This is a genomic window from Lysinibacillus sp. GW821-FHT14F06, from assembly GCF_058803665.1.
Genome location: NZ_JBXAPF010000008.1, coordinates 73,106 through 85,691, shown reverse-complemented (window position 1 = coordinate 85,691; position 12,586 = coordinate 73,106). Strand labels below are relative to the sequence as shown.

The window sequence follows — 12,586 nt, the reverse complement described above, 5'->3', positions numbered from 1 at the left end:
AAACTACTTTCTTAAACGTTAAATATTTCGGCAATCATAAAAGCGCCTTTTAACTATCCCGTTGACATACTAACTGTTAGCAATTCTCTTTGTGAAATGGCACCTAATTAGCCTCTTATACCGCTCTAGCTTCTACAGTTTCAACACCACGGTTTAATGAAAGAAGTATTTTTTCTGCATCATTTTTTAAATCTACAAGATGCTCTGCTTCTTGAACTAGTTTTTCCATTGTATTTAACTCATCATCGCTAATTCCAACTAACTCTTCAAACATTTCAACTGACTCTCGAGAAATAAAAGAGATATCCTTCATAGCTGCCACAATTTGTAGAGAGCTTGAAGATAATTCTTCTGTACTTGCAGATGAATTGGCATTATTTTCAGCAATAATTTTTGTAGTATCTACAATTTTTTCGAACATCTTTCCGATATCTAGAATTTTTGTATTTGTTTGTTCAAACTCTTCTGTTCCTTGCTTCATTGAAGTTACGACTTTGTTCGTCTCATCTTGAATATTTTTTACAATATTTGAAACTTCATCGGCTGACTGACGCGACTGTTCAGCTAATTTACGAACTTCATCAGCAACTACTGCAAACCCTTTACCGTGTTCACCTGCACGGGCTGCTTCGATAGCTGCATTCAATGCTAATAAATTTATTTGGTCTGAAATTCCAGTAATTACTTTAACAATGTTTCCAATTTCGTACGATTTTTCTCCAAGTGTATTAATTGCATCAAATGTCGTATTAATCGTTTGATTAAATTGCTCCATTTTCACCAGCGATTCTTTTAACTTATCGTTACCTTCTTGCGTTAATTCTAACGTCGTATTCGATTGTTCAGAAATTTGATTTGATCTTATAGACAGTTCTTCAATAGCCACTGTGATGTCTTCGATAGAAGTAGAGCTTTCTTCAGTAGCAACAAGTTGCTTTTTTAAACCTTTACCGACTTCATCGATTGCTGCCCTTACAGTATCAGCCTTCTCAGTTGCGTATTCTCCATGTTCAGAAAGATTTTCACCTTTATCATTAACATTTTTTGCAAATTTATAAAATTGTTCACCCACTTGACCCGCTGATAATTCGTTCATTCCATTTAGTTCATCATTATTTAGATGGGCATGACGTTTAAGTGAAAAATAGCGGTAAGCAAAATACAAAGATGTACATATTAAAACTACAATAATCCCTAGCATAATGGCTTCCATGAAAAAAATCTCCTATTCTACTAACGTATTAGTGATGAAATTTTATAGTTCTTTTACAATGATGTAAATTCCGTCTGCAACAGTCGATGGAATACTGTTTAGATGTTCATTGCTTTCATATTTATGAACAATAAAATTCCCTTCTATATCTACATATTTTGTCAGACCATGATACTTCTCCATTAAACGCATTGACTTTGGATTGGTTGCTTCACCTAATACTAATCTTAAGCCTTCTTCTGTTGCTCGTTTTACTAATATATCGCCTAAGCCTTGTACAATATCCTGACGGTTATGCTCAGCAATTACACCTAATAAAAATAAATGTAATACCTCTCCATCCTCCATATCTTTCCCATAACGTTTTTTATAATCTTCTAGGAAACGTTCATCAATATCCTCTAATACATGCATGACTATATTCATATTAACAAAAGTGCCTTCAAAAATATCCTCTTCCATAATTTCAAGGACATTCGTATCTCCAACTAATGCGCCTACGACTTTTTGCTCTTTATCTAGTGCAATAGCACAGTATCCCTGATGAACATTTGCTTCAATATATTCCTTTGTAAATTGATAGAAATCTTCGTAAGGGAGTTGTAGGGCGTACCCGATAATCGGCTCTTGCACCCATTTGCCAGCAACATCTACTCCAATAAATGTTTTTGCTAAACATTCTGCTGCCTTTTCAATTAAATCTGGTTGGTCCTTTGTAAGGATTTCATATGTATATAATTCTTGAATTGTTTGCATCGTAAATTCCTCTTTTCAAAATGTGACTATAGCTATTTAATGATTAACGAATCGGTAATTGCGAAACATTGTCGACTACTGTTCCTGGAAAATTAACTGTCTCTAAAGCATTTCGTACTTGCACATATGCAATTTTAGAGGCTGGGTTAACAATAAATATTTCTTTGAAGCCTAGGGATGCATAAAACATAAGTGTTTCTCCTAGCTCTGTTGAAACCTTTGAAGGAAGGGGTGATTGATAAGTTGCATCAAAAACTAATATATATGTATTTTTCTGTACTCTAGCCACTGTCTCTTCCAAATCTTTTAAATATTGCTCTACAAGGGCTGCTTTAATAAACCCTATCACTTGGACGTGAACTTCTTTTTTTGCCTCATAAATCGCCATTTTATATTTCTCTTTATCAACGACTATCATCTCAGATCTCCTTTTTATAACTTTATTTGATACTGTTAGTATTATTCTATAAATATCACTAAATACATAGATTTCAATATAATTACATCTGTCTCTACGATTGATTGGCATCTGTCCATTCATTTTTCCCACAAAAAAACTATCCCTGAACATAATTAGGATAGCCAAAAAACACTTATTATCTTGGCAACCCGACTATCATTATCCAAGGGGATTTTAGACTCGTAGCTTTGCGTCCTTACCTTTCGATAAGTTTGCCTTTTTCAATTTTATAAAAACAATACTAACATCACATTGATATATTACAATTACATTATAAAGGACTTGTCAATTTTTGTCGACATTTAGTAATTTACTCCTAATAACATCAGGATTTAGAAGTGTTTTTACATTTATTTTTTCTCAAACACTTTCTAAAAAGTTATATCATTTCACTGTCTAACATCAACATTCTTTTTCAAAGTTATCAAGCAATGCACGCACTTCATCTGTTGATTTCGTATTCATCAGTTGATTTCTGAGTTCAGCAGCTCCAGGGAATCCTTTTACATAAATTTTGAAAAAGCGATGAAGCCCAGTGATTGAACGTGGTAGTACTTCTGCATATTGATCTTGAAGATCAAGCTGTAGTCTTAAAAGATCAAGGTGTTCTTTACTACTATGTTCTCTTGGCTCTTTTTCAAAAGCAAAAGGATTTTTAAAAATACCTCGCCCAATCATTACGCCATCAACATCATATTGTTCAGCAAGCTTTAGCCCAGTTTGACGATCAGGAATATCTCCATTGATTGTTAGTAGTGTGTTTGGTGCGATACGGTCACGTAATTTTTTGATTACAGGAATGAGCTCCCAATGTGCATCTACTTGGCTCATTTCCTTTCTTGTTCGTAAATGAATAGAAAGATTTGCAATATCCTGTTTTAAAATATGTGTTAGCCACTGCTCCCACTCGTTTACATCGTTATAGCCAAGTCGTGTTTTCACACTGACAGGCAATCCTCCCGCTTTAGCTGCTTGTATAAGTTCTGCTGCAACATCTGGACGCAGAATCAAGCCACTACCTTTCCCTCTTGATGCCACATTCGGTACAGGGCAGCCCATATTAATATCGATACCTTTAAATCCTAGCTCTGCCATACCAACACTCATTTGACGGAAATATTCAGGATTATCCCCCCAAATATGTGCCACCATTGGCTGTTCATCTTCTGTAAAAATCAAACGACCACGCACACTTTTCATGCCCTCTGGATGACAATAGCTATCCGAGTTTGTAAACTCTGTGAAAAATACATCCGGTCGGCCAGCTTCGTTTACTACGTGACGAAAAACAACATCTGTCACATCTTCCATTGGTGCAAGCACAAAAAATGGTCGTGGTAAATCACGCCAAAAATTATCTATCATTTCAAATCCAAATCCTCTCACTATAATACAACTTCAAACTCTCGGTTAAAAAATATAAAGCTTCTTTTACACTTATAACATGCTTCATAACTTATTATCAAACACAAGTACTTTTGGACATTTATAATTTGTGAAAAACTATTGTGAAAATCGCAAAAAGCAGATGGTATAGATTATTCTATATCAACTGCTTTTCTATTACGTCAACTCCAACCACGACACAGCTTCACAAAGTATCGAATGCCTTTTATTTCTTATCTAAAAATAAAAGGCAATTCAAGATAACAGTAAGATATTATAAAGCAATCAGATGATAAACTCTTTGATATCAAACACATTTTCTTGAACTGCCAAGCAAATTGTAACTATTAATTCGATTCTACATTCTCATCTTTGGAGTAATTATACTGAGAAGGATCAACTGGAGTATAACCTGTTGGCGTATAGAATCTCAATAAATCACCATTCACGACTTTATCAGACAATTCCAATTTACGATCTACTTCATTTTTGATAGCTTTCGCAGACTCTAATTGACTGTCATCCAGTAGTAAACCTGTTTTATTATCATAATATTTTTCATTAATTGAATAAATCGTAGGGCTAACAAAATCTCCATTTCTAAATGGCACAATTTCATTATGTTCTTCTGATAATAAGTCTGAGCCAAATTGAACAAATTTTTGCGTATCAATTCCTTGTAAATGTAATAGCGTCGGAAGAAGGTCTATTTGACCCCCATAAGTATGGTTAGTTCCACCTTGCATTCCTGGAACATGTATAAATAATGGCACACGTTGTAAATTAGTACTTTCATATGGTGTAATTTCTTTCCCAATCACTTGTTCCATCGCTGCATTATGATTATCGGAAATTCCGTAATGGTCACCATAAAGAACAATCATCGTATTCTCATATAAGCCTAATTCTTTTAATTGATTGAAGACCTGTTCGATTGCTTCATCGGCATAACGAGCAGTTTGGAAATAATTATCAACACTTGGATCTCCAGTATTAGCTTTATCAATCGTTACTAAGTTTTGATCCATTTTATATGGATAGTGATTCCCTACCGTAATTAATTTTGTATAAAAAGGTTGTGGTAAGGAACTTAAAAGACTTTGAGATTGTTCAAAGAAAGGTTTATCTAACACACCATATTCGGCCATATCATCTGAAGAACCCGTATTATAATAACTAGCATCAAAGAATTTGTCGTATCCAAATGATTTATAAATGACATTTCGGTTCCAGAAGCTTCCGTTATTACCATGGAATACTGCCGATGTATAACCATAATCTTTTAAAATACTCGGAGCTGCCTGATACGTATTTTGTGCTTTTGTTATATAAGCTGAACCTTGTGGTAACCCAAATAAAGAATTTTCCAACATAAATTCTGCATCGGACGTTTTACCTTGACCTGTTTGATGGAAGAAATTATCAAAATAAATTGTATTCTTATCTTTCGTTAATAAATTTAAAAATGGTGTCACTTCTTCACCGTTTAATTTATAGTTGATAAGGAAGTTTTGGAATGATTCTAAATGTAAATAGATAACGTTCATTCCTTTTGCTGCACCAAAGTATTCTGCATTAGGTTTGGCGTAGTTCGATTTTGTATAGTTAATCACTTCTGTAATATCACTACTATCCGCCAAAGCCCTCTGAGAAGATGCTTTCATCGTTTCTACTGAATCATAAATCGTATAGTTATACATTCCTAGATATTTCACAATATAGTTTCTATCAAAACCACGCGTTAATAGCTGTGGACGACTAGTTTCAGCTAGTCCTAAATTTACGATTGATACTACTAATGCAAATGCAATGATTGTCATTGCTTTTTTATAGCCAAAACGCTGAGTATCTTTTTGTATTTTTCTTGAAAATCGTAGATAAAACATGACAAATACATCGACAAAGAACAAGATATCATAAGGCTTTAGTAAAGAAAGAACACTACCTCCTAAATCCCCGAAGTTCTGCGTTTGAGAAAGTGTAGGTAATGTAATGAAATCACTAAAGAATCGGTAATAAACAATATTGGCATATAAAACAATAGACATCAAAGTGTAAATTACAACTAGTGATGTATATTTTCGTTTTCCTCTAAATAAAAATGAAAATCCTAGAAATAGCATTGCCGAGCCTAGTGGATTTATTAGTAAAAGGAATTGTTGAATAACTCCTTCCACGCCTAGGTCAAATTGTGATAGTTGACTGATATATGTTTTAATCCATAGCATTAAAACAGCTAATAAATATATTCCTAAAAAGTTGTGTAATAGATCATCTTTTTTACTTACTAGATTTCTCATTTTTGCACCTGCCTTTTACTTATCTAAATTTAAATCTAAAATAAGTATTGCATTTTAAAAAATGTTACTTCACAATAACTTTTTTTGCAGCTTATGTAGCTTACTCCCCATTTAGATTTCTGTCAAGTTGTTAATAGCGTAAAAGACAAATAGTATAATTATTGCTAATTCATATAAATCTTGTCATAAAAAAATACCTTGCAAATGTTAGTTTTTTAACAAACATTTGCAAGGTATTTTATTCCATATATTTTACTTTTATATCTCTGTTAAGCTCAACCATGCCACTGCTTCACAATGGGTGGAATGTATTTGCAACATGGTTTTAAAACCCGAATACTAAAAATGAGATTGTAATTTTTGGCGATAATTGTAGCAAGACCACTTCAATCATTGAGTGGTCTTATTCTTATCCCCTTCAAGTTTTTCTTTATACCAAAAATCATCTATTTCATCATAACCATATTCTTTTGGATTTTTCATTCCTGAAGATTGGAGCTCGAAACTACAACAATAACATTTTACTTTTTTACTTTCAAAATCTTCCTTTTCAAAGTTATACTCAAAACTTTTTACTAATGATTTTGTACTACACACAGGGCATTCAATAATATAACTACCTTTATCCTCATGTTGAACTGCTTTATTAGCTAGTTCTATCGCGTTATTAGCAATTTTCGGTTTCAAATAACCAAATCCATGAGAATGTGGATTATGGTAGGCAGCACGCCCCATTTCTTTTAAAAATGCTATGTGATTTGAGCTTGGGTTTTTACCTCTAAAAGTGTTAATAATCTTATCAATAGGATCAATCTTTAATTCATTCTGTCTATATATCCAAAATCTTTTTAACTCTGAATATTTTTGCAAACTAATAATTTTTATTACAATAGGTAAAATGTATTTACCAATAAACATATCCAGGTCTTTGTATATTAAAATAAAACTACCTCTATGTAGTATTTTATTTCTTAAATATGCTAATTGTTTTAATACTTCCTGAGTACTTGGATCCTTGAAAAAAGATAATTCATTTAAATTTAGTTTTTTAAGTTTCTTCAATAATTTTATATACCTTGTAGTGATTAATTCTTCTAATTCTAAATTTGACACTTCTTGCCCATTTTTTATTTTCTCTACTATCTCTTTTTTTTCATTTATGTTTATATAATGTTCTTGATCAATAGTTGATAAGAGGTTTCTCTCTTTTAAATTATCTATAATGATTAATTCAAAGAAATGTTGAAAATGAATGATTGTTTCAAAATAATTTACAATATATTCAGGAGTATGTTCATTATCTTTTAACTCTACTAAATTTGATCCTTTATGAGACATACTTTGGTAGGTTGAAAAATATGATTTTAAAGCTATTTTCAAAGTCGAAAATGCTATTGATTCATATTTCCTATTCAAATCTGGTATTGTGAACCCCTGATTACACAAATCCCTAATTTTACCCAATTAAATTCCTCCCTTTCACAAGAATATATAAAAACTATACTATCATACATACTCACAAGAATGTATTTCCAATCCATTTTAATATCATTATTTTGAACAACTTCTTTTCTCTAACCAGTGATAAAAAGTATTAATCAATAAAGCACAAATCAGAGTGGTCTTTTATTATGACTTTTTTACTCAAAACAAAAAGCAACCTAATTGGCTGCTTTTTTATCGTTTTGATCTAATCCTAAAGCATCTTTAAGTGATGCTTGTAATATATGCGAAAAGTTTAATCCTGCATCCTCTGCAGCATCTCGTAACCATCTTGGTAGTGTACAGTTCTTTGTAACAGCTTTATTAGCTGATTCATTACGAAATGGTGGCATATACACATCAATAAAGACAATTCGATCTGTTACTGCATGTAATTCTATATCGGCAGGATTTGAAGGAACAGGAAGATGTATAGAATTCTCCTCTACTTCAAGAATACGATAAGCTAACATATCTTTCGCTTCTTGGATACCTTCTGTAATATTGTCAGCTAAAATAGCTGTACCAGGAAAATCAGGAAAGTACATTCCTAAACCACCATCGTCAGCAGTTTCAACCACGACCGGATAAACAAAATGGTTTGAGTAACTCAATTTAATACCTCATTTCTAATTAAATTTTTGTAGTTATTTAATTAACCTTAAGTGAATTTAAGGCAGTTTACAATAAGGCAAGGCAATGGGTAAAGCAGAGTGGGGTTAGAACTTAACCCCTGAAGTCTGCTCAATACTTTTAAGTGTGCCTAATGGAATCAATCGACCATCAGCTTTTACACTTATGTCTGCAAATCTTGTTGGGTCATCTTTATGTATGTATCTCTGATGACTACCTTTCCCTTTTTGAGGCGATTTGATGAATCCACTTTTCTTTAGTTTTTGGAGAACTTCTCTTGTAGTTACTTGCTTTCCCATTACCTTACCTCCTTTCTGCACTAATTATAACACGCATTAATGATGCGTGTAAATAGTTTCCCTAAAAATAATACGTGTTTTTTATGCGTGTTTATCAAATAAGGAAATATATTAAATTGATGGGTATGAAATATAAATTATTTAATCCCTTTTATAAAACGAAAAAAAGACCAGGTACTCATTTTGAAATGAGTCCTGGTCATTTGTTTATATGGCTTAATAGTAATTCTTCCACTTGCGTTTTTAACGCTTGGTTGGCATAGCGTAATACTTCGTCCTCTCCTGGTGTCGTAACAGTCAAGTCGCTAAAGTATTCATCAATCTTCTCCCACTTTACTATTTTTATTTTTTCTTTTGCTAATTCTCTTTTTATGGTGTAGTGATCACTACTTATAGCCTTCAATAAATTTTCTATAATCGGAGCATACACTTTCACCATTTTTAAATTTTCTATAACCGAAAAATCTCGCTGTAACGACTGAATGGCCAGATCCAATAATACAAATTTGTGCAATAGTCTTTGCTGATCGTATTTAATCATATAATAGCTTCCTGCTCCTTATGAAGAATGGGAACAATCGCTAAAACATTACTGATAATAAATGTACGTTTAGCATGTCTTGTAAAACAAAATGCTTGAAACGAATCACCAACAATCTTAATAATCCTTATACGACGTTTTGATATTTTGCCATCCCGAGCCATGTACATCATATTTACAAATTGATTACGTTGCATTGCTTTAACTAATTGTTCTTTCATTCTTCTACACTCCTTTTACAAGAACGTTTGTTTGTATATATTTTAGAACAAACGTTTGCATTTTATCAAGTGGTAATTTCTGAGCAAAATAAAAAACCAGGTGTTCATTTTGAAAATGACCCTGGTCTATTTGATTCCTAAATTTTATTTTATTGTATGTAAAGCTCGTTCGATTTCGTCTATCCAACTTTTTCCGCCATATACTACGAAGGTTGTTTCATTACCTTTAAAATCTAGAATCTTCACTCTTTGAGAGATAAGGAGATTTAAACCTAGTTCTGCTCGATTTACTTCTTTTAAACTTAATTCCCAATATAGATTTGGATTAATATTTAAGGCATGGGCACAAAAAATCAGACGTTGATTTGTTAATAACAAACGACCTCCATCAGATTTAGTTGCACTATAATATATATTAGCCATACCTGAACGTATTGGTAATTCATTTACGCCCATCTCAATTTCATGGAAAAAGATTTTTTTATAGGTTGGTTTGAAATCTTTTAAATCGAAGGTAATCTGTTTTGCTTCTGACGTAATGATGTAACTACCACAGTATTCACAGTTATTTTGTTTTGGGTCAAATACTGCAGCACAGTTTGGACAATTTAATGCTTTAACCATGCTTCATCGCTCCTAATATTTGCTATTATAAGTATACTTCTAATTACTAAATATACCAATAATTTAAATAGAAAAAGCCCAGGCTCAAAGTAATTGAGTACCTGGGCTTTTTTTTGCTTTTATGCAGCTACAACGTTTGCAACTTGTGCAAGTTTAGCTGTCTTTATTTTATTAGCGCCAGCTTGTGCAGCTACAGCACCTGTAAATGTACCTGTTTTAACACGCCATTTTGTGCCGTCTTTTTCAATGTAAGCCACCCAACCAAACCGATGTTTTAAAACATCCAGTACGTTTTCAGCGGCTTGAATTGTACTGTATGTGCCTGTCATAACTCGGTATTTATTATTGTCAGTTTCTGGCTTTAGTTGCTGAGTAGTGCCAGCGTTTTTAACCATTTTCAAGAAGATATTCCAAGCGACATTGCCTGCTCGAATTTCACGAGGACAGTTTTTGCCACTGTAGTAATTATGTTGCACAACATCGTTAATTGTAAGCCCCTCATCTTTTAAGATTTCTGCAACTAACATAGCAGTATTTTCTAACGTTTTGTTGTAATTGCCATCAGCATTCACACACATTTCAACATGGATGCCTTCTGAATTACCTTTAGCTGTTCCAGCAGCCCAACATTTCCAGGTATGTTCAAAAGATTGTACTGCCTCTTTATCATCTACTTGCCAATGCCATGAAGCAGAACGACTATTGCCATTCGCTTGTAAGCGAGCATGTGCATCCGCATCTGCCCCTGTACGGTAATTATCTGTGCCATGAATAACTACTTTTCTTTTTGTATTACCTTTTCCATTTGTGACCTTTGCTGCTTGAGCATCAGATACTAGCTTTTTACGAATTACTACCATTATTTATTCCCCTCCAAATCATCACGTGGTTTGTTATATCCAAGTGCTTGGTCACTGTCTGCAGTACCAGTTGTCGTTGGATCAATAACCACACCAATCAGCACTAAAAAAGCGAGTACAGTGTTAAATAACTCTGTCACTCGCTCATTATAAATTGTTGTGTCGTAACCAAATGATGACCCAATTTGTTGTACCAGTAAAAGCAGTAATGCGAATGCTGCCACCAAGAATGGTTTGTGTTTCAAACGTACTTTCCAGTTAATTTTCATATACTTTTTCCCCCAATTCATCAATTCGTTTATGTGCTTGTTTACTTGATTCTTCAACGCGTGTAACACGTTCTGACAGGTCCATTCGCGCCTTCTGCTCAACTTTCATATCCACACGAATATTTTCTACACCATTATTAATAGCATCTAACTTAGTGCTGATCACAGCCGATTCTGCTGCACTTTGTTGTACATCTTTATCACGATTTTTCAGGAATGCAAGATACGTAAAAAGCATGCCAAATAACGCACTTAACACACCTACTATTGCTGTCAACTCCATTAAAGCACTTCCTTTTAGCATAATAAAAAGCCACAACCCCTACAGGTTTGTGACTTTAGACTTTAATAATTTTCGTTACTGGTAAACTTAACCTTTGGCGATTTTCATTAATACGTTCTTGACCTTTTAAACAATATTCCGCTTCTAATTCAAAGCCAATCCAATTACGCGCTGTGTTATCACATGCTACTGCAGTCGTAAAACCACCCATACAATTGTCCAGGACTATTTCACCTGGATTTGTGTATGTCTTAATCAAGTATTCAAACAATGAAAGAGGTTTTTGTGTTGGATGAAATGTACCACTATCGCGTGGAAAATCCACAACTGACTTAGGGAATTTTTTCTTTCTAACAACATGTGGTTTATTCAAAGTGTCATTATTTTTCCCTAAGACTTGCATTCTAGGTGAATTTTTAATAACAACTTTCGGTTTAACATACTCAACACCTTGTGGATTATAAGTCGGTAATTTTTTATAAAAAATACAAACATTTTCGTGGTTTTTTAATGGCATCCTATTAGCATTCGGAAACCCTGTAACGTGATTACCTTTCTTCCAAATCCATTCATATCTAAAAAGTTTAGGATTAGACATAACTAATTTACTTGTAAATGGCTGGCTTGCTGTTAACACAATGGCACCGTTATCCTTAATTATTCGCTCATAATGTTTCCACAATGACTCAAACGGAATAATTGAATCCCACTTACAATTTGTAGTTCCGTAAGGGAGATCTGTCAGGATTAAATCAACCGATTTGTCAGGAATGTACTTCATACCTTCTAGGCAATCCATGTTATAAATGGTATTTTTACAAATTTTCATATCTTTTTTCCTCCCGATACACTATAATGAATATCGAGTAGGAACACACGTTCTTATTCAGTATTTAAGAGGCTCGCTTTTTAGCAAGCCTCTTTTTTACGTTTGTGGTAAATTCCCAAACGCTTGGGAATTTGGATGATATAGCTAACACGCCAAATAGCATTACTAGGTACATCAGCCAATAACTCCCATGTTTTAATAAATGTTGTATTGGCGTAAGTTTAATCAAGTCGGCAAAAAACTCAATCATAACCGCACCTCCCGCATTTATTTATTCAGCTAAGAAACCTACTCCTGATTCCTCCAAGATTTCTTTAACACCCTCTTGTAAAGATGAAGGTACTTCACTGAATTTTGTTTTTTCTAAGATTACTCGTTGTGCGAAAAACATAGCCATCATGGTTTCACCTCCCCTCAAATACAATAAAAT

The 12,586-nt window shown here is 33.4% G+C and carries 17 protein-coding genes and 1 riboswitch; all 17 genes read right to left on the bottom strand.

Annotation, left to right across the window (positions count from 1 at the left end):
• Nucleotides 1-115 precede the first annotated feature (115 nt).
• The 17 genes from AC1RNS_RS09900 to AC1RNS_RS09820 all read right to left on the bottom strand — a co-directional run bounded on the left by AC1RNS_RS09900 (nucleotide 116) and on the right by AC1RNS_RS09820 (nucleotide 12,556).
• Entirely contained in the window at nucleotides 116-1,213 is a 1,098-nt protein-coding gene (locus tag AC1RNS_RS09900; protein ID WP_492992282.1) for a methyl-accepting chemotaxis protein, read from the bottom strand.
• Between the two features lie 42 nt (nucleotides 1,214-1,255).
• Nucleotides 1,256-1,969, bottom strand: a complete 714-nt coding sequence (locus tag AC1RNS_RS09895) for a hypothetical protein (protein WP_492992280.1) — start codon at nucleotides 1,967-1,969, stop codon at nucleotides 1,256-1,258.
• Nucleotides 1,970-2,012: 43 nt separating this feature from the next.
• The gene (locus AC1RNS_RS09890) at nucleotides 2,013-2,387 is read right to left on the bottom strand and encodes a hypothetical protein (protein ID WP_492992279.1); all 375 of its coding nucleotides are present in this window, start codon (nucleotides 2,385-2,387) and stop codon (nucleotides 2,013-2,015) included.
• Nucleotides 2,388-2,569: 182 nt separating this feature from the next.
• Nucleotides 2,570-2,656: riboswitch (cyclic di-GMP riboswitch) on the bottom strand.
• A 175-nt stretch (nucleotides 2,657-2,831) separates the two neighbouring features.
• The gene (locus AC1RNS_RS09885) at nucleotides 2,832-3,794 is read right to left on the bottom strand and encodes a tRNA dihydrouridine synthase (RefSeq protein ID WP_492992277.1); all 963 of its coding nucleotides are present in this window, start codon (nucleotides 3,792-3,794) and stop codon (nucleotides 2,832-2,834) included.
• Between the two features lie 368 nt (nucleotides 3,795-4,162).
• Complete coding sequence (ltaS, locus tag AC1RNS_RS09880; RefSeq protein WP_492992276.1) at nucleotides 4,163-6,115, bottom strand: lipoteichoic acid synthase; 1,953 nt, start codon at nucleotides 6,113-6,115, stop codon at nucleotides 4,163-4,165.
• A gap of 390 nt (nucleotides 6,116-6,505) precedes the next feature.
• A complete protein-coding gene (locus AC1RNS_RS09875) occupies nucleotides 6,506-7,579 on the bottom strand; it encodes a hypothetical protein (RefSeq protein ID WP_492992275.1) in 1,074 nt (357 codons plus the stop codon).
• A 197-nt stretch (nucleotides 7,580-7,776) separates the two neighbouring features.
• The gene (locus AC1RNS_RS09870; protein WP_492992274.1) at nucleotides 7,777-8,211 is read right to left on the bottom strand and encodes a type II toxin-antitoxin system HicB family antitoxin; all 435 of its coding nucleotides are present in this window, start codon (nucleotides 8,209-8,211) and stop codon (nucleotides 7,777-7,779) included.
• A gap of 105 nt (nucleotides 8,212-8,316) precedes the next feature.
• Nucleotides 8,317-8,529: a type II toxin-antitoxin system HicA family toxin gene (locus tag AC1RNS_RS09865; RefSeq protein WP_492992273.1), complete on the bottom strand. Its 213-nt coding sequence runs from the start codon at nucleotides 8,527-8,529 to the stop codon at nucleotides 8,317-8,319.
• Between the two features lie 199 nt (nucleotides 8,530-8,728).
• Nucleotides 8,729-9,070 (bottom strand): YhjD family protein, encoded by a 342-nt coding sequence (locus AC1RNS_RS09860; RefSeq protein ID WP_492992272.1) that lies wholly within the window; start codon nucleotides 9,068-9,070, stop codon nucleotides 8,729-8,731.
• Entirely contained in the window at nucleotides 9,067-9,291 is a 225-nt protein-coding gene (locus AC1RNS_RS09855; RefSeq protein ID WP_492992271.1) for a transcriptional regulator, read from the bottom strand. The genes AC1RNS_RS09860 and AC1RNS_RS09855 overlap by 4 nt, the downstream gene beginning before the upstream one ends.
• A 144-nt stretch (nucleotides 9,292-9,435) precedes the next feature.
• A complete protein-coding gene (locus AC1RNS_RS09850; RefSeq protein ID WP_492992270.1) occupies nucleotides 9,436-9,915 on the bottom strand; it encodes a zinc ribbon domain-containing protein in 480 nt (159 codons plus the stop codon).
• 119 nt (nucleotides 9,916-10,034) lie between these two features.
• Nucleotides 10,035-10,775: an N-acetylmuramoyl-L-alanine amidase gene (locus AC1RNS_RS09845; protein WP_492992269.1), complete on the bottom strand. Its 741-nt coding sequence runs from the start codon at nucleotides 10,773-10,775 to the stop codon at nucleotides 10,035-10,037.
• The gene (locus AC1RNS_RS09840; RefSeq protein WP_492992267.1) at nucleotides 10,775-11,044 is read right to left on the bottom strand and encodes a phage holin; all 270 of its coding nucleotides are present in this window, start codon (nucleotides 11,042-11,044) and stop codon (nucleotides 10,775-10,777) included. Before AC1RNS_RS09840 ends, AC1RNS_RS09845 begins: the two co-directional genes overlap by 1 nt.
• Nucleotides 11,034-11,327 carry a hypothetical protein gene (locus AC1RNS_RS09835; RefSeq protein ID WP_492992266.1) on the bottom strand — a complete coding sequence of 98 codons (294 nt, stop codon included), beginning with the start codon at nucleotides 11,325-11,327 and terminating at the stop codon, nucleotides 11,034-11,036. The genes AC1RNS_RS09840 and AC1RNS_RS09835 overlap by 11 nt, the downstream gene beginning before the upstream one ends.
• A gap of 55 nt (nucleotides 11,328-11,382) precedes the next feature.
• The gene (locus AC1RNS_RS09830; RefSeq protein ID WP_492992265.1) at nucleotides 11,383-12,156 is read right to left on the bottom strand and encodes a DNA-methyltransferase; all 774 of its coding nucleotides are present in this window, start codon (nucleotides 12,154-12,156) and stop codon (nucleotides 11,383-11,385) included.
• Nucleotides 12,157-12,220: 64 nt separating this feature from the next.
• Nucleotides 12,221-12,406: a hypothetical protein gene (locus tag AC1RNS_RS09825; RefSeq protein ID WP_492992264.1), complete on the bottom strand. Its 186-nt coding sequence runs from the start codon at nucleotides 12,404-12,406 to the stop codon at nucleotides 12,221-12,223.
• Nucleotides 12,407-12,427: 21 nt separating this feature from the next.
• Complete coding sequence (locus AC1RNS_RS09820; protein ID WP_427546390.1) at nucleotides 12,428-12,556, bottom strand: CD1375 family protein; 129 nt, start codon at nucleotides 12,554-12,556, stop codon at nucleotides 12,428-12,430.
• Between the last annotated feature and the right edge of the window lie 30 nt (nucleotides 12,557-12,586).

Excerpts from the sequence above, each read along its gene's own strand:
- AC1RNS_RS09900 (WP_492992282.1), bottom strand. The coding sequence starts at position 1,213 with ATGGAAGCCATTATGCTAGGGATTATTGTAGTTTTAATATGTACATCT.
- AC1RNS_RS09895 (WP_492992280.1), bottom strand. The coding sequence starts at position 1,969 with ATGCAAACAATTCAAGAATTATATACATATGAAATCCTTACAAAGGAC.
- AC1RNS_RS09890 (WP_492992279.1), bottom strand. The coding sequence starts at position 2,387 with ATGATAGTCGTTGATAAAGAGAAATATAAAATGGCGATTTATGAGGCA.
- AC1RNS_RS09885 (WP_492992277.1), bottom strand. The coding sequence starts at position 3,794 with ATGATAGATAATTTTTGGCGTGATTTACCACGACCATTTTTTGTGCTT.
- ltaS (WP_492992276.1), bottom strand. The coding sequence starts at position 6,115 with ATGAGAAATCTAGTAAGTAAAAAAGATGATCTATTACACAACTTTTTA.
- AC1RNS_RS09865 (WP_492992273.1), bottom strand. The coding sequence starts at position 8,529 with ATGGGAAAGCAAGTAACTACAAGAGAAGTTCTCCAAAAACTAAAGAAA.
- AC1RNS_RS09860 (WP_492992272.1), bottom strand. The coding sequence starts at position 9,070 with ATGATTAAATACGATCAGCAAAGACTATTGCACAAATTTGTATTATTG.
- AC1RNS_RS09855 (WP_492992271.1), bottom strand. The coding sequence starts at position 9,291 with ATGAAAGAACAATTAGTTAAAGCAATGCAACGTAATCAATTTGTAAAT.
- AC1RNS_RS09850 (WP_492992270.1), bottom strand. The coding sequence starts at position 9,915 with ATGGTTAAAGCATTAAATTGTCCAAACTGTGCTGCAGTATTTGACCCA.
- AC1RNS_RS09845 (WP_492992269.1), bottom strand. The coding sequence starts at position 10,775 with ATGGTAGTAATTCGTAAAAAGCTAGTATCTGATGCTCAAGCAGCAAAG.
- AC1RNS_RS09840 (WP_492992267.1), bottom strand. The coding sequence starts at position 11,044 with ATGAAAATTAACTGGAAAGTACGTTTGAAACACAAACCATTCTTGGTG.
- AC1RNS_RS09835 (WP_492992266.1), bottom strand. The coding sequence starts at position 11,327 with ATGGAGTTGACAGCAATAGTAGGTGTGTTAAGTGCGTTATTTGGCATG.
- AC1RNS_RS09830 (WP_492992265.1), bottom strand. The coding sequence starts at position 12,156 with ATGAAAATTTGTAAAAATACCATTTATAACATGGATTGCCTAGAAGGT.
- AC1RNS_RS09825 (WP_492992264.1), bottom strand. The coding sequence starts at position 12,406 with ATGATTGAGTTTTTTGCCGACTTGATTAAACTTACGCCAATACAACAT.
- AC1RNS_RS09820 (WP_427546390.1), bottom strand. The coding sequence starts at position 12,556 with ATGATGGCTATGTTTTTCGCACAACGAGTAATCTTAGAAAAAACAAAA.